This window comes from Delftia sp. PX-1, from assembly GCF_055797465.1.
The window spans coordinates 48,110-68,922 of sequence record NZ_CP184764.1 but is presented as its reverse complement, the minus strand read 5'-3'; the positions used below and the strand labels follow the sequence as shown (position 1 = coordinate 68,922).

The 20,813-nt window shown below is 63.1% G+C and carries 19 protein-coding genes; 10 read left to right on the top strand and 9 right to left on the bottom strand.

The window, feature by feature from the left end; translation table 11 throughout:
* Positions 1 to 34: 34 nt before the first annotated feature.
* The 6 genes from ACN20X_RS29400 to boxC all read right to left on the bottom strand — a co-directional run bounded on the left by ACN20X_RS29400 (position 35) and on the right by boxC (position 7,759).
* Positions 35 to 844, bottom strand: coding sequence for an enoyl-CoA hydratase/isomerase family protein (locus ACN20X_RS29400; protein ID WP_473210848.1), 810 nt, complete (start codon positions 842 to 844; stop codon positions 35 to 37).
* Entirely contained in the window at positions 841 to 2,415 is a 1,575-nt protein-coding gene (locus tag ACN20X_RS29395) for a 3-hydroxyacyl-CoA dehydrogenase (RefSeq protein ID WP_473210847.1), read from the bottom strand. Before ACN20X_RS29395 ends, ACN20X_RS29400 begins: the two co-directional genes overlap by 4 nt.
* Positions 2,412 to 3,206: an enoyl-CoA hydratase-related protein gene (locus tag ACN20X_RS29390; RefSeq protein WP_473210846.1), complete on the bottom strand. Its 795-nt coding sequence runs from the start codon at positions 3,204 to 3,206 to the stop codon at positions 2,412 to 2,414. Before ACN20X_RS29390 ends, ACN20X_RS29395 begins: the two co-directional genes overlap by 4 nt.
* A complete protein-coding gene (gene boxA / locus ACN20X_RS29385) occupies positions 3,206 to 4,486 on the bottom strand; it encodes a benzoyl-CoA 2,3-epoxidase subunit BoxA (protein WP_473210845.1) in 1,281 nt (426 codons plus the stop codon). Before boxA ends, ACN20X_RS29390 begins: the two co-directional genes overlap by 1 nt.
* 102 nt (positions 4,487 to 4,588) lie before the next feature.
* Positions 4,589 to 6,013, bottom strand: coding sequence for a benzoyl-CoA 2,3-epoxidase subunit BoxB (gene boxB / locus ACN20X_RS29380; protein ID WP_473210844.1), 1,425 nt, complete (start codon positions 6,011 to 6,013; stop codon positions 4,589 to 4,591).
* Between the two features lie 90 nt (positions 6,014 to 6,103).
* Entirely contained in the window at positions 6,104 to 7,759 is a 1,656-nt protein-coding gene (boxC, locus tag ACN20X_RS29375; RefSeq protein ID WP_473210843.1) for a 2,3-epoxybenzoyl-CoA dihydrolase, read from the bottom strand.
* 244 nt (positions 7,760 to 8,003) lie between these two features.
* Here boxC and ACN20X_RS29370 point away from each other — a divergent pair, with 244 nt between their 5' ends.
* Genes ACN20X_RS29370 through ACN20X_RS29355 form a run of 4 tightly spaced genes read left to right on the top strand, consistent with a single transcriptional unit; the run spans position 8,004 to position 12,441 of the window.
* The gene (locus ACN20X_RS29370; protein ID WP_473210842.1) at positions 8,004 to 8,477 is read left to right on the top strand and encodes a 4-hydroxylaminobenzoate lyase; all 474 of its coding nucleotides are present in this window, start codon (positions 8,004 to 8,006) and stop codon (positions 8,475 to 8,477) included.
* Positions 8,474 to 10,024: a 3,4-dehydroadipyl-CoA semialdehyde dehydrogenase gene (locus ACN20X_RS29365; protein WP_473210841.1), complete on the top strand. Its 1,551-nt coding sequence runs from the start codon at positions 8,474 to 8,476 to the stop codon at positions 10,022 to 10,024. Before ACN20X_RS29370 ends, ACN20X_RS29365 begins: the two co-directional genes overlap by 4 nt.
* Positions 10,025 to 10,038: 14 nt before the next feature.
* Complete coding sequence (locus ACN20X_RS29360; RefSeq protein WP_473210840.1) at positions 10,039 to 11,628, top strand: benzoate-CoA ligase family protein; 1,590 nt, start codon at positions 10,039 to 10,041, stop codon at positions 11,626 to 11,628.
* Between the two features lie 9 nt (positions 11,629 to 11,637).
* Positions 11,638 to 12,441: an alpha/beta fold hydrolase gene (locus ACN20X_RS29355; RefSeq protein WP_473210839.1), complete on the top strand. Its 804-nt coding sequence runs from the start codon at positions 11,638 to 11,640 to the stop codon at positions 12,439 to 12,441.
* Here the strand turns inward: ACN20X_RS29355 and ACN20X_RS29350 are convergent.
* Together ACN20X_RS29350 and ACN20X_RS29345 are read right to left on the bottom strand one after the other, a co-directional pair.
* Positions 12,438 to 12,962, bottom strand: coding sequence for a helix-turn-helix domain-containing protein (locus tag ACN20X_RS29350; RefSeq protein ID WP_473210838.1), 525 nt, complete (start codon positions 12,960 to 12,962; stop codon positions 12,438 to 12,440). The two genes, ACN20X_RS29355 and ACN20X_RS29350, sit on opposite strands and share 4 nt — an antisense overlap.
* An 80-nt stretch (positions 12,963 to 13,042) precedes the next feature.
* Positions 13,043 to 14,196 (bottom strand): IS3 family transposase gene (locus tag ACN20X_RS29345; protein ID WP_473210837.1). Its coding sequence is split into 2 segments (ribosomal slippage): positions 13,043 to 13,956 and positions 13,956 to 14,196, totalling 1,155 coding nucleotides; the frame shifts between segments, so codons are not numbered across the junction.
* A gap of 1,199 nt (positions 14,197 to 15,395) precedes the next feature.
* On the opposite strand from ACN20X_RS29345, the gene ACN20X_RS29340 reads away from it, so the two are divergent.
* The 6 genes from ACN20X_RS29340 to ACN20X_RS29315 all read left to right on the top strand — a co-directional run bounded on the left by ACN20X_RS29340 (position 15,396) and on the right by ACN20X_RS29315 (position 17,665).
* On the top strand, positions 15,396 to 15,989 hold the full coding sequence (locus ACN20X_RS29340) for a hypothetical protein (protein ID WP_473210836.1): 594 nt from the start codon (positions 15,396 to 15,398) through the stop codon (positions 15,987 to 15,989).
* A gap of 8 nt (positions 15,990 to 15,997) precedes the next feature.
* Positions 15,998 to 16,159, top strand: a complete 162-nt coding sequence (locus tag ACN20X_RS29335; protein ID WP_473210835.1) for a hypothetical protein — start codon at positions 15,998 to 16,000, stop codon at positions 16,157 to 16,159.
* On the top strand, positions 16,156 to 16,368 hold the full coding sequence (locus ACN20X_RS29330; RefSeq protein WP_473210834.1) for a hypothetical protein: 213 nt from the start codon (positions 16,156 to 16,158) through the stop codon (positions 16,366 to 16,368). Before ACN20X_RS29335 ends, ACN20X_RS29330 begins: the two co-directional genes overlap by 4 nt.
* A 126-nt stretch (positions 16,369 to 16,494) precedes the next feature.
* Positions 16,495 to 16,776, top strand: coding sequence for a type II toxin-antitoxin system TacA family antitoxin (locus ACN20X_RS29325; RefSeq protein ID WP_473210833.1), 282 nt, complete (start codon positions 16,495 to 16,497; stop codon positions 16,774 to 16,776).
* Positions 16,773 to 17,294, top strand: a complete 522-nt coding sequence (locus ACN20X_RS29320; RefSeq protein WP_473210832.1) for a GNAT family N-acetyltransferase — start codon at positions 16,773 to 16,775, stop codon at positions 17,292 to 17,294. The genes ACN20X_RS29325 and ACN20X_RS29320 overlap by 4 nt, the downstream gene beginning before the upstream one ends.
* A 101-nt stretch (positions 17,295 to 17,395) precedes the next feature.
* The gene (locus ACN20X_RS29315) at positions 17,396 to 17,665 is read left to right on the top strand and encodes a VOC family protein (RefSeq protein ID WP_473210831.1); all 270 of its coding nucleotides are present in this window, start codon (positions 17,396 to 17,398) and stop codon (positions 17,663 to 17,665) included.
* 116 nt (positions 17,666 to 17,781) lie between these two features.
* On the opposite strand, the gene ACN20X_RS29310 is transcribed toward ACN20X_RS29315, so the two are convergent.
* Positions 17,782 to 20,697, bottom strand: coding sequence for a Tn3-like element IS1071 family transposase (locus ACN20X_RS29310; RefSeq protein WP_003158660.1), 2,916 nt, complete (start codon positions 20,695 to 20,697; stop codon positions 17,782 to 17,784).
* Positions 20,698 to 20,813 lie beyond the last annotated feature (116 nt).

The following is a 20,813-nucleotide window of genomic DNA, read 5'->3' as shown; positions in this document are numbered from 1 at the left end:
CATTCTCAAAGTCTACCTGCCCCAATCGCATCGACTAGCTGATAAGTCCGAACCGCGGGCTGCGCTTCTCGTTCAAAGCCGCAAAGCCTTCGCGTGCATCCCGCCCGGCAAAGCCCAGCACCTCAAGCGCCAAAGAGTTCTCGAAAGCGGGCCAGGCTGCCCGGAGCCAGTGGTTGAGCGTGCGCTTGGTGAACGCCAGCGCGGTCGGGCTTCCCTTTGTAAGCTCCTGCGCGATGCCGCGGGCCGAGGCCTCCAGCTCGTCGTCTGGAACGGTCAGGCTTACCAGCCCGATGCGCTCGGCTTCCTGGCCGCTGATGGTGTTGCAAAGAAGCAGGTGGTACTTCGCCTTTGCCATGCCGCACAGCAGTGGCCAAATAACCGCGGCATGGTCACCGGCGGCGACGCCCAACTTCGTGTGCCCATCGATGATTTTGGCGCGGTGGCCTGCTACGGAGATGTCGGCAAGAAGCGCGACCGCGGCGCCGGCGCCGACCGCCGCGCCGTTGATGGCCGAGACAATCGGAAGGTCGCAGTCGAGCATGCCCTGCACGATGGCGCGCCCCTCGCGCATCACGCGCAGGCGCGCCTCTTCGCTGTCGAGCATGGACCGCACCACGTCCGGTGTTCCGCCGGCGCAGAATCCCTTGCCGACGCTGCGCACGAGAATGCTGCGGACGCCGCGCGTGGCTTGCAGCCGCGCCCAGATGGTTCCCAAGTGGGCATGGCCCTCCTCGTCGGAGAACGGCATTCCGCCCTCGGGGCCGAAGATGACCTCGGCAATGCCGTCGTCACCGAGCGCCACGCGCAGGTGGGGGCCGAGCTCCCAGTTTCTGATGTCGTTCATTGCAAAGCCTCCTGTGCAACTGCGTGGTTGCGCGCCGCGCGAGCGCGCAGGTACGGACTGGCCCTGTAGCGCTCGCCGCGGTAGTAAGCGTCCAGCGCGTCCAGCACCGCGGCGACCTTCGCTGCGCCGTCGAAGGCGTCCAGCCCCCAGCCCTGCAACCACTCGAATGGTCCGCTCGGATAGTTGACGCCCAGCCTCATGGCCGCATCAGCGCTTTCCTCGCTGCACACACCCTGGGTCACTGCGTCGGCAGCCTCGTTGACGAGCATCGCCAGTGTTCGGGTCACAACGAGGCCAGGAAGGTCCTTGACCTTCACCGGATGAAAGCCAAGCGCCCGAAGCCAAGACGTCGCGACGGAGTCGACAGCGTGGGCGTCGAGGTCGTTGCTGGCAAAAGCCAGCGGGAGGGCTCGTCCTATCTCAACGAACGCGTCGAAGCGGTCGAAGACGCTGACGTGCGGAGCATTGAGAACGGTCGATAGTTCGGCCGCGGACCGCCCGTCCGTCATGACCAGGTGCAGCGACGAAGTGGACAGACCGGTCCTCGCAGAAGTCGTTCGGCGCTCCAGCGTGACACCGGCCAGCTTCTGGACCGCATCGGCAAGCCGGTCCGCATGTACGCCAGTCCCATGAACGACGACGTGACCCGAGACCGTCGGTGGTTCCGGTGGCACAGGGGGTAGGGCAGGTGCGCCAGGAGCGGCGCCGGAGTAAGTGTAGAAGCCTTTGCCGGACTTGCGGCCAAGAAGGCCGCCATCGACCAACTCTTTCTGCACGATAGACGGCACGAAGCGCTTGTCGAAGAAATTGGCGGCGAACACCGACTGCGTGACGGCGAAGTTCGTGTCGTGTCCGATAAGGTCCATCAAGGTGCAGGGACCCATGCGGAATCCGGCCGCCACCAGGCATGCATCCAGTTCGTGTGGTTGTGCTCCGGCCTCCTGCAGGATGGCCAGCGACTCAGCGTAGAACGGCCTTGCGATGCGATTGACGATGAAGCCGGGCGTGCTCGACGCGTGAACCGGCACCTTCCCCCACCGCTTCGCCAAGTCGAACACCACGTCGGCGACATCCGGCGCGGTCAGCAAGCCGTGCACGACTTCGACCAGCTTCATTAGCGGGACCGGATTGAAGAAGTGCATGCCGACCACGCGTTCCGGGCGCCGCAGGCCCTTGGCAATCGCGGTGACGCTGATGGACGAGGTGTTGGTGGCCAGAATCGCCGAGGCGGGCAGAAGGTCCTCCAACATGCCGAGCAGGTTACGCTTGGCTTCCAGGTTCTCCACGATGGCCTCGACGGCGACCGTTGCCGTCGCAGCATCCGCGAGCGAAGACACCGCATGGATGCGGCCGAGGGTCGCTACTACGGCGTCTTCGGAGAGCTTGCCTTTGCTCGCGAGGGCGGTGAGCGTCGACCGCAGCTGTTCTTTGGCTGCAGAAGCGGCGCCGTCTCTTGCGTCGAAAAGGTGGACGCGGTGGCCTGCCTGCGCCGCGACCTGCGCGATGCCTGCGCCCATGATGCCTGCGCCGACGACCAGCAGTTCTGCCGAGTCCCAGGTTGGGCCGCTCATGAGGACACCGTCCAGTTGGGCTGCCGCTTGTCAAGGAACGCGGCAAAGCCCTCCTTGGCTTCGCCGGTGCCGCGTACGCGGGCGATGGTCTGCGCAGTGAGTTCGCGCACATCGGCGGTGATGCTTCCCACCTCAAGCTGTGCGAACAGCCTCTTGATTTCGTGCTGGGCCAATGGGCCACCTATCAGCAGACCACCAACTGTCTTCGCAACCGCGGTGTCGAGCTCGACAGCTGTCACAACCTGCTGCACCAACCCCATAGCCAGCGCTTCCATCGCGCCGATGCGCTCGGTGGTCAGTGCAAGGCGCTTGGCCTGACGCTTGCCGACGGCGTTGGTCAGGTAGGGGCCGATGACCGACGGCAGGATGCCGAACTTGGCCTCGCTGACCGCGAAGCTTGCGCCCTCTGTGGCAATGGCGATGTCGCATGCGCACGCGAGCCCGACGCCGCCGCCCAGCGCTGCGCCTTGGACACGCGCAATCGTCGGCTTCGGGCACTGCTCGATGACGGAGAGCATGTTGGCGAATTTGCGTGCGTCCTGGAGGTTCCAGTGAAGGGTGGCTTCGCTAGCTCGACGCATCCACTGCAGGTCGGCGCCGGCCGAGAAATGCTTGCCCTCACCTGCAAGCACGACAACACGCACCTGCGGGTCGGAGCCGAGCTGCTCGAAGCAGGACGCGAGCTCCGCAATCATGAGCTCGTCGAACGCATTGAAGACTTGCGGCCGCCCCATGGTGACGGTGGCGAGCCCATCGGAGCCGACGGTGAGTTGAAGGGTTTGATAGTTCATCAGTACGTTTCCAGGTGCAGTCGGCCATTGGCTTTCATCGAGGCGCCGATGGCCTCCCAGTCCAAGCCAGCCTCGGACGCCACGTCCTTGAGGGCCAGCACAACGCCTTCCTCCATGGCCTTGAGACCGCAGACGAAGAAGTAAGCATTCGGGTCGCGCAGGAGCACCGACAGGTCGGCCGCACGCTCGCGCATAAGGTCCTGGACGTAGCGCTTGGGCGCGCCGGGGGTGCGGCTGAACGCGAGGTGGATGTCGATGAAATCCTTGGGCAGGCTTTGCAGCGGGCCGAAGTAGGGCAACTCTTCCTTGGTGCGAGCGCCGAAGAACAGCATGAGCTTGCCACCTTCGAACTTTCCGGAGCCGCGTTGCCGGCGGCGCCATTCGGTGATAGCCCGCATGGGCGCCGAACCCGTTCCCGTGCAAATCATGACGATGTGGCTCTTGGGATGGTTCGGCATCAGGAAGCTGGCCCCAAATGGGCCAATGAGCTCCACCTTGTCGCCGACCTTCAGGTCGCACATGTAGTTGCTGCCGACGCCACGGACCGGGCGGCCTTGGTGGTCCTCGAGAACCCGCTTGATGGTGAGCGAGATGTTGTTGTAGCCGGCGCGTTCGCCATTGCGAGCGCTGGCGATGCTGTACTGGCGCGCGTGGTGCGGCTTGCCCGCGGCATCGGTTCCAGGGGGGATTACGCCGATGCTCTGGCCCTCCAGGACGGGGAACGGTTGGCTGCCGAAGTCCAGCACGATGTGGTGCGTGTCGTAGTCTTTGCCGACCTCGGTGACCCTGACGTTGCCTGTGACGGTGGTCGTGATGGTCTTATGTGCTGCGCGTGGGCCGTAAAGATTGGTGTAGGCGTGCGCCGCGCTCCAGGGCGGCGTCGTCGAGCCGAAGCGGCCGCTGTTGAACTTCTCCGGTTCCGGCTGCGCGGCTGGTGCGGCCGGGGCAGAGGTCAACGTCGTTTCACCTTCGTCCAGGGCGCCTTCGGCTGCTTGAAGCTCCTCGGCAGGCAGCTCTTCGGGGAGCACATCCCATTCAAGCTGCTCAGCGGTGCTGTAAGCGCGTACCCGCGGCATCACGCGCCAGTTGTCGATGCTGCCCGTGGGGCAGGGCGAGATGCAGTCCATGCACAGGTTGCACTTGCTGGCGTCGACCACATAGTTGCGGCTGTCGTGCGTGATAGCGCCGACCGGACAGATGGCCTCGCAGGTGTTGCAGCGGATGCAGATTTCGGGGTCGATGAGGTGCTGCTTGATGACTGCAGCGACTGCCATGTCCATGATGGGGCTCTCCGGAGTCGACATGTTCAGAAACGAGAAGGCCCGGCAGCGCCGGGCCTGTTGCGCCGCCAGGTTGGCGGCGGCTTGCGGCGTTGCGCTGGGTCAGTTGAAGCGGACGTACTCGAAGTCCAGCGGCTGGCGGTTGATGCCCATGACGGGCGGGGCAATCCAGTTGGCGAACTTGCCCGGCTCGACGACACGGCCCATCAGGCTGGCCACGAAGGCGCGGTCCTCTGAAGTCGGCAGCCACTCGCGGGACTTCGCGTTCCACTCGTTCTCGCTCACGACACGGCCATCGGGCGCCACCTTCACCCCGGACAGCGCGCCGATGTTGCGGTGGAAGGCCTTGTGCGGCGTCTTTAGGCGGAACGGGATGCCGGCCTTCTCGATGACCTTGTTCCAGCGCTCCACGCCTGCGACGGAATCCTTGATGTAGTCGTCGCGCAGGACTTCGTTCAGCGCGTTGAGCATCGGGGCTTCCTTCTCGACCAGCTGGCCGTTGACCGCGTTCAGCACCTTGTAGGTCTGGCCCTTGAGCAAGTGGTCGTCGGTGCGCTTGCCCTCTTCGTAGCGGCCCTTCAGGCCTGTCGAGTAGAACGTCGCGGCATTGCTGGACTCGTCGGCGCCGAAGAGGTCCACCGTCACGGAGAAGTGGAAGTTCAGGTAGCGCTGGATGGTCGGCAGGTCGATGACACCGGCGGCGCGCAACTTCTGTACGTCATCGGTCTTCAGTTCGTTCATGGCCTGGCAGGTTCGCGAAATCACGCGGCTCACGCCGGACTCGCCCACGAACATGTGGTGTGCTTCTTCGGTCAGCATGAACTTTGTCGTGCGGGCCAGTGGGTCGAACGAGGATTCGGCCAAGGCGCACAGCTGGAACTTGCCGTCGCGGTCCGTGAAGTACGTGAACATGAAGAAGCTAAGCCAGTCCGGCGTCTTCTCGTTGAACGCTTCCAGGATGCGCGGGTTGTCTTCCTGGCCGCTGCGACGCTCAAGCAGTGCCTCGGCTTCCTCGCGGCCATCGCGGCCGAAGTACTTGTGCAGCAGGTAGACCATGGCCCACAGGTGGCGGCCTTCTTCCACGTTGATTTGGAAGAGGTTGCGCAGGTCGTACATCGACGGGGCGGTCAGGCCCAGGTGGCGCTGCTGTTCGACGGAGGCCGGTTCGGTGTCGCCCTGCGTCACGATGATGCGGCGCAGGTTGGCGCGGTACTCGCCAGGCACGTCCTGCCAAGCCTTCTCGCCCAGGTGGTCCCCGAAGTGAATCTTGCGGTCGGCATCACCAGGATTCAGGAAGATGCCCCAGCGGTAGTCGGGCATTTTGACGTGGCCGAACTGGGCCCACCCCTGCGGGTCCACGCTAATGGCGGTGCGCAGGTAGACGTCGAAGCCGTGGCTGCCTTCGGGGCCCATGTCGCCCCACCACGACAGGAAGTTCGGCTGCCACTGTTCCAGCGCGCGCTGCAGCGTGCGGTCGTCGCTGAGGTTGACGTTGTTCGGGATTTTTTCGCTGTAGTTGATGCTCATCTTGGGTCCTTGGTGCGTTTGCGAGAGAGGTGTGCAAGACGGCTCGACCGACTCGCCCGCGCTGAGCGAATCGGTCCGAGTCGGACGGGGTTAAACGCGGTTCCAGTCGAAGGCGACCTTCTCGCCCTTGCCGTAGACCTTCAGGGCACCCTTCTCGCCGACGGCGTTGGGGCGCTGGAAAATCCAGTTCTGCCAGGCGGTCAGCCGGCCGAACACGCGGGTCGCCATGTTCTCGACACCGTTGAAGCGCAGGTTGGCTTCCATGCCGGTCAGCGCATCGGGGCTCATGGCCACGCGCTCCTCGATGGCCAGGCGCGTCTCGTCGGCCCAGTCGATTTCGTCGGGCGTGCTGGTGACCAGACCCAGAGCAAGAGCATCTGCAGCGGAGAGCGGCTGGCTCACCTTGGCGCGCACGGCTTCCAACGGGGCGACCTCGTCGTAGAAGCGGCGGCCCAGGCGGCTCTGGTCTGTGGCCATCGGGTAGGTGCCGAAGTTGAGCTCGCTGACCGTCAGCTGCGGAGCGCTGTCTTGGCTGCCCAGGTCGACCATGTAGCTGCGGTCGCAGGCCAGTGCGAACTCCAGAAACGTGCCGGCGAAGCACGAACCGGATTCGACGAGGGCAAACAGGCTGCGGCTGCTCACGTCCAGACGGCTAAAAGTGCGGCGCAGCAGGCCCAGGGTCTCACGGACGAACCAGTGGTCTTTGTGCTCGACGAGCACAGCATCCATGGCGAGCACGTCGGCTGCATTGCCTTCGGTCTTGATGAGCCAAGTACCGATGTCCAGCTCGTTGGTCCGCATCGACAGGATGGCGTCTTCTAGCTCGCGCGCTAGCACCAGCGGATACCAGTTCGCGCCGGCGGCCTCGATATCCTGCACGGTCTTCGGCTGGCTGCCGGTTGGCGCCTTGACCGTGAAGGTGGCGACGCGCTTCGCGCGGTCAATTTCCACGGTCACGCTGCCATAGCGCAGCGCGTTCGCCTCGACGCTGCGGTTCAGCGGAGTCAATGCGACGCCGCGGCCGTCAGCAGGGCGGTTGCTGCGCTCGGCCAGTTGTAGCGCACGCTCGCGCACACGGCCAGTGAACTGGGCAGGCTTGATGGCCTCGTCCACGAGGCGCCAGTCGACAGCCCGCTGGCCGCGCACGCCTTCGCTTGTGGTGCAGAAGATGTCGGCCAGGTCGTGGCGCACGTGGCGCTTGTCCGTCACGCGGGTGAGGCCGCCGGTGCCGGGCAGCACACCCAGCAGGGGCACTTCGGGCAACGAGACAGCAGAAGAGCGGTCGTCCACTAGCAGGATTTCGTCGCAGGCCAGGGCCAATTCGTAGCCGCCACCAGCGCAGGCGCCGTTGACTGCAGCCAGGAACTTCAGCCCGGAATGCTTGGACGAGTCTTCCAGGCCGTTGCGCGTCTCGTTGGTGAACTTGCAGAAGTTCACCTTCCAGGCGTGGCTGGAGACGCCCAGCATGAAGATGTTCGCGCCCGAGCAGAACACCCGGTCCTTTGCGCTGGTCACGACGACGGTTCGAACCTCGGGATGCTCGAAGCGCACGCGGTTGATGGCGTCGTTCAGCTCGATGTCCACGCCCAGGTCGTAGCTGTTGAGCTTGAGCTTGTAGCCGGGGCGCAGGCCGCCGTTCTCGTCGAAGTCCGCCGCGAGGGTCGCGACAGGGCCGTCGAAGCTCAGTTTCCAGTGCTTGTACTGGGACGGATTCGTTTGATAGTCAACGCGCGGGGTGTCGCTCACGGAAGCTCCTTGTCGAAATGTGCATGCATCATAGTGCAACTATGTGCGAGTTTGCAAGCACTATGATGCATTTATCCATTACGTAGGAATGGATTCTTGGGTAGGCGCTGGCTCCATGGATTTCTGCATCTTGAGAGTGGAAATAGCGGAGTGGCGGCCTCGACGACGTTGCGCCGGCCTTGACAAGCATCTTTCGGAGATGCACTATGATGCATGCAGCATAGTGCATGACAACGGAGCCTTGATGAAGCTTGAATCCACACCGGAAACTTTCCGGAGCACGCTGGCCGTTCTGACAGCGCAATTGGCGGGAAAGCCCCTTGACCACGAACTGGAGAGTTGGCTAAACGCGTCGCATGGGCCTACCACGGCCACCTACGGTGCCATTCGCGATGCCTGCGTCGCCGGGGTGCGGGACGGATGGCTGTGCAACCGCGAAGCCGGAGGAATCAAGTACGGCCGAATCTTCAAGGCTGCCGACGACCTCGGCGGCTTCTCCGTCGACGTGGTGGACATGACCGATGTGGCGGGCCCTTACCACGTGCATCCCACGGGAGAAATCGACCTGGTGATGCCTATCGACGAGCAGGCCAAGTTCGATGGTCGGCCCGCCGGCTGGGTTGTCTATCCGGCGGGCAGTGCCCATCCCCCCACAGTGACCGGCGGGCGCGCGCTCGTCCTTTATCTCCTTCCCAACGGCGAAATCAAATTCTCATGACCGAACTGCTCAACAACCATCTTGGCGGCCAATGGGTCGCAGGCAAAGGTGCTGGTACTACGCTGCTTGACCCGGTGCTCGGCACGGAATTGGTTCGTGTCGACTCCTCGGGACTGGACCTTGCCACGGGTTTCGCCTTCGCGCGCGAGCAGGGCGGAAGTACGCTGCGGGCACTGACCTATGTGGAGCGCGCTGCACTGCTCGAGCGGATTGGCCAAGTCCTGCAGGCCCATCGTGACGCCTACTACGCAATTGCAACGGCCAACAGCGGTACTGTGAAGAACGACTCGGCGGTCGACATCGACGGTGCCATCTACACCATCGCGACGTTTGCCAAGCTGGGCAGGAGCCTGGGCGACAGGCGCTACCTGGTGGATGGCCAGGCCACCAGCTTGGCCAAGGACGCCAAGTTTCTGAGCCAGCACCTGCAGGTGCCCACGAAGGGTTTGGCCTTGTTCATCAATGCGTTCAACTTCCCGGCTTGGGGCTTGTGGGAGAAGGCCGCACCCGCATTGCTCTCCGGCGTGCCTGTCGTGGTGAAGCCGGCGACATCGACAGCCTGGTTGACTCAGCGCATGGTCAAGGACGTGGTCGACGCGGGTGTGCTTCCGGCCGGTGCGTTGTCCGTCGTTTGCGGCAGCAGCGCCGGTCTGCTGGACGCGTTGGACGAGTTCGATGTCCTGTCCTTCACCGGCAGTGCCGATACCGCGGCCACCATCCGGCGGCATGCCGCGGTCGCGGAGCGCTCGGTCCGCGTGAACATCGAAGCCGACAGCATCAACTCTGCAGTCCTGCTTCCAGGCGAAGGCGCAGACACGCCGGCGTTTGACGCTTTGGTGAAGGAAGTCGCGCGTGAGATGACCGTCAAGTCGGGGCAGAAGTGCACGGCAATCCGTCGCGTGTTCGTGCCCCAGGACCTTTACGACGCGGCCGCCCAGGCGATTGGGGGGCGGCTTGCGAAAGTGACCGTGGGCAATCCCCGAAACGAGGCGGTTCGCATGGGTGCGCTGGTGAGCCGCGCGCAGTTGGCCGCCGTCAAGGAAGGACTGGCACTCTTGAAGCAGGGCGCCGAAACCTTGCATGACGGTAGCGGCCTGGCCTTCGTGGACGCTGACCCGGCCGTCGCCTGCTGCGTGGCTCCGACGCTCCTCGGTGTCCGCGACGCAGATGCGGCTAAAAGCGTCCACGACCACGAGGTCTTCGGACCGGTTGCGACCCTTGTGCCGTACCGCGACTTGGACCATGCGCAGGCCTTGGTGCGGCGCGGGCGTGGTTCCCTGGTGGTATCGCTGTACGGCGCCGACGAAGGCGCGCTCGCGCGCGCGGCCGTCGAGCTTGCAGAGTGTCACGGTCGCGTGCATGTCATCACGCCGGACGCCGCTGCAGTGCAGAGCGGACATGGCAACGTGATGCCGCAGTCGCTCCACGGTGGGCCGGGGCGCGCAGGCGGTGGCGAGGAGCTCGGCGGCCTGCGCGCCTTGAACTTCTACCATCGGCGGGCCGCCGTGCAGGCCGCCCCCGGCGTGGTCGAAGCGTTCCAGAGCTGACCTGAGGAGCCCGCATGGCAACCAACGATACCGACGAACGCGGCGGGGTGGAGGCCCCCCCGGAGTTCTTCAACATCGCACAGCATCTCTTGCTCGCCAATGCCTGCCGGCCCGACAAACCGGCCTTCGTGGATGGGCAAGCCAGCCTGAGCTATGCCGAGTTGCAGGACCAGGTGCGGCGTTTTGCAACGGGGCTGCGTGAGCTCGGGGTCAAGCGCGAGGAACGTGTTCTGCTGGTAATGCAGGACACGGTGGACTGGCCAGTCGCCTTCCTTGGTGCCATCTACGCAGGTGCTGTACCGGTCGCCGTCAATACGCTTCTGACGGCCGACGACTACGCGTACATGCTGGAGCACTCGCGCTCCCAGGCCGTCGTCGTTTCAGGCGCTGTGCTGCCCGCCATCAAAGCGGCCCTGACGCGGTCGGACCACGAGGTGCGCCAAGTCATCGTGTCTCGACCGCTTGCCCCTCTGGACTTTGGTGAGCGCGAGCTCTACGCGTTCATCGCTGCGCAAGGGCTAGCTGCCAAGCCCGCCAACACGCGTTCAGACGATGCCGCGTTCTGGCTCTACTCGTCTGGCTCGACGGGGCGCCCGAAAGGCACGGTGCACTCGCACGCGAACCCGTACTGGACGGCTGAGCTCTACGGCAAGCGCATCCTCAAGCTCACGGAGCAGGACACCTGCTTTAGTGCTGCGAAGCTGTTCTTCGCCTACGGGCTGGGCAACGCACTGACGTTCCCCATGAGCGTAGGGGCCACGGTGGTGCTCATGGACGAGCGCCCCACACCCGAAGCTACCTTCGCGCGCTTGACCGGCGCGCCCAGACCGACCGTGTTCTTCGGAGCTCCGACAGGCTTCGCCGGCATGCTGGCGTCTTCTGCATTGCCTGCGAAGGAAGACGTCGGCGTCAGGCTGGTGTCTTCTGCCGGCGAGGCTTTGCCGGCCGAACTTGGTGAGCGGTGGAAAGCCCACTTTGGTGTCGACATCGTCGACGGCATCGGTTCGACCGAAATGCTGCACATCTTCCTGTCGAACCTGCCGGGCCAGGTCCGCTACGGCACAACTGGCTGGCCTGTTCCGGGCTACGACATCAGCCTGCGCGGCGAGGACGGTGGCCCCGTTCCCGAAGGCGAGCCGGGTGACCTCTTCATCAAGGGGCCGAGCGCGGCGATGATGTACTGGAGCAATCGCCAGAAAACGCGCGACACCTTCCAAGGTGGATGGACCAAGAGCGGCGACAAGTACATCCGAAATGGCGATGGAACCTTCACATACGCCGGCCGCAGCGATGACATGCTCAAGGTCAGCGGCATCTACGTTAGCCCGTTCGAGGTCGAGGCGACCATCTTGCAGCATCCGGCTGTACTCGAGGCCGCCGTGGTGGGCGTCGAGGATGTCGATGGTCTGACCAAGACCAAAGCCTTCGTGGTGCTGAAGGCGGAGCGCCATGCGAGTGCCGAGGAGCTCAAGCTCTTCGTGAAGGACAAGCTCGCACCGTACAAGTACCCGCGGCTCATCGAGTTCGTCGATGAACTTCCCAAAACCGCGACAGGCAAGATTCAGCGCTTCAAGCTGCGCGGCCTGAGCGCGATTGCCGGCTGAGGAGCGGTCTTGAACGAGGTCATCGAAGATTCGGTTCAAGTGACCGACCAATGGCTCCAGTACGGACCTCGGCGGCTGTTCGCCCGTCGCTGGAAAGTCCAGGCGCCATCGCAACTGGCGCCAATCGTCATGCTCCACGATTCGTTGGGCTGCGTGGAGTTGTGGCGCGACCTGCCGGCCAGGCTGGCCATTGCCACGGGTCGTGAGGTCATCGCCTACGACCGCCTGGGCTTCGGCCGCTCCGACCCAGGCGAAGCGCTGCCTGCGCTCACCTTCGTCGCCGACGAGGCCCGGGAGGTTTTGCCTCACGTCCTCGCGCAGTTGCAGCTCAGTCGGTTCGTGCTGCTGGGCCATAGCGTTGGCGGCGCCATGGCCATCGAGGGAGCGGCACGGTTCAGCGCCGGTTGTACGGCGCTGGTGACGATTGCGAGCCAGGTCTACGCCGAAGACCGAACGCTGGAAGGCATTCGGGCTGCGAGGGAGAACTTCAAGATTCCCGCGCAGGTCGAGCGCCTCGCGCGATACCACGGCACCAAGGCGCGGTGGGTTCTCGACGCATGGATTGAGAACTGGCTCGACCCTGGTTTCGCGAAGTGGTCCATCGTCGACGTCCTGCCGGCTGTCAGCGCTCCGGCGCTGGCCCTGCACGGTGACACGGACGAGTACGGAACCATTGACCACGCACGCAGGATTGGAACCGGTGTCCGAGAAGGGACGACTCGAATCCTCACCGGATTCGGCCATGTGCCTCACCGCGATAGCCCGGCTGTCGTGGTCGAGGCCATCTGCGGGTTCCTGCGCCGGGCAGCCTAGCAAGCGTTTCGGTCGGAGCGCGAATGCGCGGCCGCGGGCTCCGCACAGCCAGAAGTCAGCCATTCAGAAGGGGCTACGCCGAACTGGACTCGGAAGGCCTTGCTGAAGTGGCTTGCGCTGGTGAACCCCCAGGTGAAGGCAATGTCGCTGATACTGAGCTTGGAGTGCCTGCGTCGCGAAAGCTCTCGCCGGCAGCCTTCCAAGCGCTCTTTCCAGATGTACTTGGAGAGCGTCACCGGCTCTGTTTCGAAGAGCCGGGAAAGGTGGCGAGCCGAAATTCCGACCGCGCGCGCAACGTCCGCAATGTCGAGAGACTCATCGCGCAGGTGCCGCGCGACGTGCGACTTTGCTCGTGACAGGTAGTACGCGTCCAAGTTGGTGAGCTCCGTGTTCCGAGCTCCCGGTGCGGCCTGCAGTGCGGCGGTCGTCACTTGAATCAGCGCGTCAGAAAGCGCCGTGGCCGTCCCGGAGTTGCTCGACGGCTCGCGCTCCCAGACAGCTCGCATCATGTTCCAAAGCATGGCCCCCTCCAGGCTCAAGCGGCTCACTGCGACTGCAGTCAAGTCATAGAGGTTGCGGACGTTGAATCGCCCCGGATTTCCTAGACACCTGTGAGCCGTTGGGAATGGCGTCGTTCGAACTCGATCGGCGAAGTATCGCCGGCGGTTCCGTGACGCCGCTTGGGGTTGTAGAACATCTCGATGTAGTTGAAGACGTCGGCACGGGCGTCGCTGCGCGTGGCGTAGATCTGCCGGCGCACACGCTCGCGCTTGAGCAGTTGAAAGAAGCTCTCGGCCACTGCGTTGTCGTGGCAGTTGCCCCGTCGGCTCATGCTGCTGACCAGGTCGTGCTCGCGCAGGAACGTCTGCCACTCGTGACCAGTGAATTGACAGCCCTGGTCCGAGTGCACCGTAACGGCAGCTTGTGGTCTGCGGCGCCACAGTGCCATCAGCAACGCGTCCAGGACCAGGCTGGTGTCGATGCGGCTGCCCATGGACCAGCCCACCACCTGACGCGAAAACAGATCGACCACAACGGCCAGATACAGCCAGCCCTCGTGCGTGCGGATGTAGGTGATGTCGGTCACCCAGGATTGGTTGGGCTGGGCGACCTTGAACTGACGCTGCAGATGGTTGGGAGCCACCACGGCCGGCTTGCCTGCACGCACGCCAGGGCGACGGCGATAGCCTGTCTGTGAGCGCAGCCCTTCCTGCTTGAGCAGCCGAGCCACACGGTGCTTGCCACAGCGCTCGCCCAGATCGCGCATGTCCAGTGTCAATTTGCGGTAGCCGTACACGCCACCGCTCTCCAGCCACGCTTGTTTGAGAAGACCTCGCAGCCGCTGGTCGTCCTTAGCCCGCGCGCTGTGCGGTTGCGCCTTCCAGGCGTAGTAGCCGCTGGGGTGCACCTGCATGACCCGGCACATGCGCCGAACGCAGTGCTGAGCCTCGTGCGCCTTCATGAACGCGTACCTCACCCGGACTGCTTGGCAAAGTACGCGGCGGCCTTTTTTAGGATGTCGCGCTCCTCGGTCACGCGGCGCAGTTCAGCCTTCAAGCGCCGCAGTTCCTCCGTTTGCGACACCTGCACCTGCCGCTCGGCCTTCGGCGCCGAGTAGACCTTGATCCACTTGTACAGGCTGTGCTGGCTCACGCCGATCCGGGCCGATACGTCAGCCACCCGGTGGCCTCGCTCCGTGATCTGCTTGACCGCCTCGATCTTGAATTCTTCCGGGTAGGGTTGCTTTGCTGTCATGGCACCTCCTATTGGGCCTCAGGTTTGAGGCTCGAAGGTGTCTACTGAATCCGGGGCGATTCACTTGGTGCTATTAGTGCCGTGGCGGAGACCGCGGCGAATTTCAACTCTCCAGCCGGAATGCGGGAATGGCTCGCATCACCGGATGTTCGTGCGCGCAGAGACCACTTTGACTGGCCGACGGATGAGTCTCACGAGCTGTGGAAAGAGTTCACCGCACCGCATGGAAGCGGGAACGCAGCTCCGTGGACGGTGCAAGGTTACAGTGGGCCGGTCGCGTGGCATGGGGTCCCACCACCGCCTGGCGCTGCCCTTCGCCTTGGCGGCGGGCCCGGAGCGGAGGACACTGTGTTCAACGCCGAGCATGCGCCTGTGGGAAAGATTCTGTTCCCCTTCAACCGTGATGCGCTGGGCCTGACCGTGGCAACTGCAAACGGCTCAGGCGACTCGTTCGCCTTCGTGTACGTTGGGCCCGGAGACCTAGTGGCACCGTAGCAGCCGCTTGAGCCGACGCGAGGGGCCAAACCGACCGCAGGTGGCCGGCCCATCCTCACTGGAGCTCAAGAAGCTCGGCCATGTTGGCGGGGCCGCGTCCATTCTCGAGCGATGAGACTTCAAGGTTCCGGCCCCTCAAACTTCTTGCGCGGCTCGCTGTTGAACTAGTCTCGGTGACCGGAGCGTCACCATATGCGCATTGCAGCCCACCGGCGCGTAAGCGGACGGGGGGCGATTACCCAACTAGTACCGCGTCGGCGCTCCGCTCGGGCCTTCATCGCTGAGAGTCGAGAGACCTCTGTTCAGCCAGTTGGTTGGTCGGCTCGGTCGTCGACGGATGAAGCGAAGTCCTGGCCAACTGCAGGGCTCAGACCAGTTTTCAGTGGACTTGTCGGAGCCAGGTTCTGCCCATCAACCCGCGAATCCTGCCCAAGGGGCACTGCCTCTTGATAGCACCGCGCCGCACTGTTGGCGGATGACGCAATCCGGGTGCTATACGTCTAAGGAAGCGTAGGCTGTTGTTTTGAAATAGGAAATTCGCTAAAGGACTTATTTGTCCCGACACGAAATCTGTGTTTCTGAAACTAAAGGACTATTTGTACAAATCGGGATAGCAAAGTGGAATTTGTCAAACCAAAGGACTTATTTGTCTGCAACCAGCTCCGAAGAGCAAATTTTTCAACCGGCATGGAAAGGACCAAGCTATGAACTCCGACAACTTCAACGCGCGCGACAACCTGAACATCCTGGACACCACGGGCGTTCCCCCCGTGCCCCCCGAGGCCCACCAAAGAGCAGCTCTGGGGAAGGTGTCAGGGATCCATCGGAACCGACTGGGGACGATCACGTTTCAGGGCCAGTTCGCAGGCATGCGCAAGCGACAAGAGTTCGACTGCTATCCGGTCAAGGCGCAGGATGCGCGGGTGGTGATTCAAAGCGGCACGCGGATTGGCTGGATCACGATGGACGGCGCGGTTTTCCTGTGCAGACCGAAGGCGGGCGGCGCGTACTTCCCGGATCTTGCGCAGGCTTCACGGGTCGACCAACTGACGGGTGAGGCACTGCAGCTGACCGGGCTGGCGTTCAGCCCGTCCGTCGCGGGCGGTGATACGGGTGCGGCGGTCGTCACCGTCGCAGCGGCGACGCCGTATGTGGTGGTCGAGTGCCCAGGCCAGGAATCGCAGCACGAGGTGGCGGAGTTCTCGACCGCCACCGCAGGTCGCGCGTACGTGCAGCGCCATCCCGGCTGCGACCTGATGAAGCGTTGCGCCGATGGCAGCTTGACCACCGAATTCTGAGGACGCGCATGTTCACGATCCAGTACAAAGGGTTCTTCATCCATGGGAACTTCGACCGCCCGGCCTGCCGCTTCCATCGCGAGGGCGAACAGCGGACACCATGCGCGTCGGTGCATGCTGCCAAGTGCCTGATCACGCGGCGGCTCCGCGCCGAGGCGGGCGCGGCATGAACAAGCGGGAACTGCTCGCCCGGTACGGGGCGGCCCAGCTGATGAAGTACCGCCACACCGCGATGGGCGAACACGAGGCGACCATCGCCGCCGCATTCGCGGTCATGGACGTGGAGGGCGCATTCCAGCGGCGCATGCGCGACTGCTCCGAGCGAGACGCGTTGGCGGTCTTGGAGATGGGCGCCGAGTCCAGTCATCCGCACAATTGATGACGTGCTGCCATGTTGGGCGGTCTGGCCCGCGGGCGAGAAATCTCGTGTACGCATTCAATGCGCATTGAATTGACTTTTGGGGATGCTTGATGTACTCTTTGAATGAGTACAGAGGAGATCGCTATGCCCCGTGTTGCCGTCAATGACAACCAACGATTGAACCTGCGCATCCAGCCGGCCCAAAAGGCCTTGCTGTTGCGTGCAGCTGCGTTGACGAACACGGACCTGACGGATTTCGTGGTGCAGCACGCAGTGCGTGAGGCTGCCGTTGTGATCGAGCACGCCGAACATCTGAAGCTGTCCGAACGCGACAGCATGCGTGTGCTGGACATGCTCGAACATCCGCCGAAGCCCAATGCACGGCTCCTGGCCGCGGCCAAAGCTCTGCCTGCAATGCCCGCATGACGGTGCCAGCTTGGCACGAGGAGCCGATCAGCAAGAGCCATGACCGCAACACCTTCGACTGCGGCGAAGCCGCGCTCAACGACTTCTTGCGCCTCCACGCGCGCAAGAGCCATGAAGCCGGCGGTGCGAAAACCTTCCTCGCCATCAGCGAAGTAGACCGCAGCGTTCTAGGGTTCTACAGCCTGAGTCCGGCGTCGATCTCCTACGACCGGGCACCCGACATCATCCGGCGTGGTTTGGGGAGGTACGACGTGCCGAGCTTCCGCCTGGCGCGGCTCGGCGTTCACTTGAGGATGCAAGGCCAAGGCCTCGGCGGGCAACTACTGCTCGCCGCGGGCCGGCGCTGCCTTTTGGCAGCGGCCGAAGTGGGTGGCGTAGCCATCGTGATCGATGCGAAGAACGAAGGCGTTGCGCGGTGGTACCAGAGCTACGGAGCCGTCGCGCTGCACGACGCGCCGCTGACGCTTGTGCTACCGCTAGCGACAGTCGCAGCAGCATTGAAGGGCGCAGCGATATAGCCCGCGTGCTGCGGCGCTGATGTCCCGCCGTTGGTTTGATCGTGGACGATCCCACTACACGCGTACTGACGTCCGCTCTCCTTGAATTCAGCACGCCGGGAATGGAGAGGTTGCTGGACATGCCGCTGGTCGCGGCCATCACGTCCGAGTATGTCCAGTCCACCAAGGAGCGCTGCCCGCACATCCACGTCTTCGTCCACATGAAGAACGGTGGATGCCTGGCCTTCTTCGAGGTACCCGAGGAGCCGCCGATGGGCCGCGACCCGAACACACCGGCCTGGGTGCAGCACTTGGCGCTGCAGATGCCCGACCGCGACGGCTTGATGACAACCAAGGACCCGTTTGGGGTCTCCTCGTTTTCAGTGCAATAAGTGACGGTACGAAAAGCTAGCACTGGCGCGGAGGTGGTGTTGGTAGATCGTTGATTTCATTGACTTTCCTGTTCACTTTCAAATCTGCGATTCGTGGCGTCAAACCGTGGTCGGTTTCATCCATTGGTGCCAGTTATCGATGCATTTGGCCGCGAAGGCAGGATTTGGTCAGCATAGCGGTCAACCGGGAAGCGAAACACACCCCGCAAGTTGATGCTCTCCAGCCTGGTGGGCGCAATCTTCCCGATCAGTTCCGGTGGAATGACCTGGCGGCGGTTCGACCAGCGATCCAGGACCGCCTGCATCTGTGAGGTATTCCACGCCATCACGATGTTGGCCATCAGGCTCAACGCATCGGCCACAGCCTGCATTTCATCGACACGTTTGGCCTGCGCCGGGCTGATCCGGCCGGTATAAATGGCGCGCTTGAGGGCGTTAACAGCCTCGCCCCGATTGAGCACCCGGCGCAACTCGTTCCTGAAAGCGTCCTTGACAAAGTAGTCAGCCAAAAACGCCGTACGCAGCAACCGCCCCAATTGCACGCCAGCCTCATAGATTGGATCGCCCTGGGCGGCAGAACCGAACCGCGCAAGAGCTGCCACCGCACTGGCATGTCCGCTCATGACCGAGGCTGCCAGGTGCACCAGACTATCCCAATGCTTTTCGATCAAAGCGACGTCGACATTGGCTTCGCACACCGCAGCGATTTCTGCGGGCACTTTGGTGCCGCGTGGCACAAAGAGGTGGCGCTGTTTGAGTTCCTTCAACCGCGGGCAAAGATCAAAACCAAGCAAACGGGCATGTGACATGGCAAAGTCGGTGTAGCCATGGGTATCCACAGCAAGCTGGCTGGTCTCCAGCTTTTCTTGGCGGATGACACCTTCAATGGCCACGCCCGCCTGGCGCTCATTGAGCACAAAGGGCTGCGCATGGAAGATGCCCCACCGGTCTTTTACATGGGAGTAGATTCCAATGGAAGGTGTGTTGCGCCGAGGATCAAGCCGGGCTTGCCACACCCGTTTGGTGGTCTCCATGGTCATCATGTCAGAAGATGCCAAATCGGACCGCCCCCAGGTGGCGGCAATCGGGTGTCGCTGCATGAATTCCAGCACAGCCTGGCAGGCCTGGCTCAGACGCCGTTCGTCCCGCGCCCAGCGCATGGCCTGGCGAATGCTGGTGGCAGACAATTGCGGAATCATGCGCGCGCATTCGACCGCAGTCAGACTGGTGCCGTGGGCCATGATGCCGGCATAGACCATCAGCAGCTCGTCGGTAGAGCGCGGCTCACGTCCGAGCATGATCCAGCTAAAGCGCACCTGGGCGTCAACGGCCAGAATCACTTCCGGCAATTGAACCTCACCGATGCGGTGATCCAAAGCCGCGCGCAGCTTGGTCACTTCTGGGTCTTCGTCCTCTGCGGGCAATGGCGACAAATGGAGTTCATCATCCACGCGCAGTACGCCACTGCGGGCTGCAGCGGCCACCGCATCGACACCGGCAGTTACTCTGGCCAGCAAAGGCTTCAAGAAAGTGGCAGCCTTGCTGGGTAACGATAGACGGGCATAGTGTTTCTTGGACTCTGCCTGCCAACGCTCGTCCGTGAAGAACAAGCGCGCACGACCCCGAAAGCTCAGGCTGTGCTCAATCCAGACCGAGCCATTGCGCACCGCGCGGCGCAGGGCAAACAGGGTGGCCACCTCCAACGCCTGAAACGCCCGTTCCCGGTCTGGGCTGGAGATCGAAACCTGCCAGATCATTCCCAGACTTGGTGCCACCACTTCAACTGGCAGCTTTCTGGATCCTTTGAGATATAAAGCTTGCAGCTTGGCAAGGTACTCGATGGCAGGATGCTCGCCGGTGGCCTGCCAGGGCAGCTTTGCAATGGCGACGAGCAACGACCGCACGGGGCGAATTCCATCAATCAATCCCTCGCGGACCAGGGAGGCCCTGCTCGGTGGTTTGCGTTTCTGGGTTTCGGTGATCAAGGCTTCAAGACGGGCACGCAACTCAGCATCTGGCACCGCACCTTGCGCGCTCAAGGCAACAAGTTCGCCGAGCAGCGTTTTGTACATTGCGGCCCAATTGACGGTAGCGGGGACATCGGCGGCAGCCTGACGCCACAGATCGGCGATCCGGCGCTGCACCATAAGGATCAACTGGTCTGTGGTGGTGAACAGGCAATACCGAAGAAAGCATGCGACCTCCACGGTGCGCGCTGGCTCTTTGATCTTGGCTCCGGCTGAGGGCGGCCTGGAGACAAGTCGGCGCGCGTAGCGGCGCAAGATGAGATCGGGGATGTCTGCCAGGTGCTTATGAACGTCCAGCGTGTAAAGCAGGTCGATGCGCTCCAGTACCTCGCTGATTTGGCGGGTTGAGTGTTTCGCCGGTGCAGCCCATAGCCAACTCTGCTGGGTTTGTCCATCTGGGCGCAGCTCTGAAACTGAGGCTCGCCAGCGATCAAGTGTTGCTGGATCAACGCTGGCGGCGATGGCGGTGCCTGTTTCAACTTCAAGCTGGGCAAGTGCCGCCGCAATCAGTGTCCGAATTGCCCGCTCGTGCACGATCACCAGCTTGTTCTTGTACAGCCATTGACGCGCCCGCACGAGTAGCTGATCGCGGTCGGCGCAGCGCGCCACTTCGTCGCGCAGTTCACGTACCAGTGAGCGGCGCTGGTGCTCGCTCATCCACTGGAATCCAAGGACCGTGCAGGCTACTTGTTGGTGATCGAATAGCGTGCGCCCGCGTTCATACATGGCTCTCAGCGAGGCGACTTCTGGTGCTGCAATGCCAAGCTCGTTGCCAAGGTGGCGCCACAAGGCTACTGGAATTACCCGAAAGGCACCGAGCAAACGCCCACTCATGCGCAGGAAACCAATATGGAGCGCCAGACCAAGCTTGTGGGAATCACCTCGGCGTGCATTGATTGCGTCGCGCTCGGCACCATCGAAGGTGAAAAATGCCTTCATCTCGAAGTCGCTGATATCGCGGGGGAGCCCACGCATCCCCAAAAACGTTGTGTGCCAACCCTGCATCGTGAACCTCAAAAGTGGGAGGCCACCATACCCGTTTACAAAGCGAACAGGAAAGTCAATGAAATCAACGGTCTACCCAGACCACCCCCGCGCCAGTGCTAGCTTTGCGTACCGTC

Bases quoted from the DNA above. Each gene is read 5' to 3' on its own strand.
- ACN20X_RS29400 (WP_473210848.1), bottom strand. From the start codon at position 844: ATGAACGACATCAGAAACTGGGAGCTCGGCCCCCACCTGCGCGTGGCG.
- ACN20X_RS29395 (WP_473210847.1), bottom strand. From the start codon at position 2,415: ATGAGCGGCCCAACCTGGGACTCGGCAGAACTGCTGGTCGTCGGCGCA.
- ACN20X_RS29390 (WP_473210846.1), bottom strand. From the start codon at position 3,206: ATGAACTATCAAACCCTTCAACTCACCGTCGGCTCCGATGGGCTCGCC.
- boxA (WP_473210845.1), bottom strand. From the start codon at position 4,486: ATGGACATGGCAGTCGCTGCAGTCATCAAGCAGCACCTCATCGACCCC.
- boxB (WP_473210844.1), bottom strand. From the start codon at position 6,013: ATGAGCATCAACTACAGCGAAAAAATCCCGAACAACGTCAACCTCAGC.
- ACN20X_RS29370 (WP_473210842.1), top strand. From the start codon at position 8,004: ATGAAGCTTGAATCCACACCGGAAACTTTCCGGAGCACGCTGGCCGTT.
- ACN20X_RS29365 (WP_473210841.1), top strand. From the start codon at position 8,474: ATGACCGAACTGCTCAACAACCATCTTGGCGGCCAATGGGTCGCAGGC.
- ACN20X_RS29360 (WP_473210840.1), top strand. From the start codon at position 10,039: ATGGCAACCAACGATACCGACGAACGCGGCGGGGTGGAGGCCCCCCCG.
- ACN20X_RS29350 (WP_473210838.1), bottom strand. From the start codon at position 12,962: ATGCTTTGGAACATGATGCGAGCTGTCTGGGAGCGCGAGCCGTCGAGC.
- ACN20X_RS29340 (WP_473210836.1), top strand. From the start codon at position 15,396: ATGAACTCCGACAACTTCAACGCGCGCGACAACCTGAACATCCTGGAC.
- ACN20X_RS29335 (WP_473210835.1), top strand. From the start codon at position 15,998: ATGTTCACGATCCAGTACAAAGGGTTCTTCATCCATGGGAACTTCGAC.
- ACN20X_RS29330 (WP_473210834.1), top strand. From the start codon at position 16,156: ATGAACAAGCGGGAACTGCTCGCCCGGTACGGGGCGGCCCAGCTGATG.
- ACN20X_RS29325 (WP_473210833.1), top strand. From the start codon at position 16,495: ATGCCCCGTGTTGCCGTCAATGACAACCAACGATTGAACCTGCGCATC.
- ACN20X_RS29320 (WP_473210832.1), top strand. From the start codon at position 16,773: ATGACGGTGCCAGCTTGGCACGAGGAGCCGATCAGCAAGAGCCATGAC.
- ACN20X_RS29315 (WP_473210831.1), top strand. From the start codon at position 17,396: ATGGAGAGGTTGCTGGACATGCCGCTGGTCGCGGCCATCACGTCCGAG.
- ACN20X_RS29310 (WP_003158660.1), bottom strand. From the start codon at position 20,697: ATGCAGGGTTGGCACACAACGTTTTTGGGGATGCGTGGGCTCCCCCGC.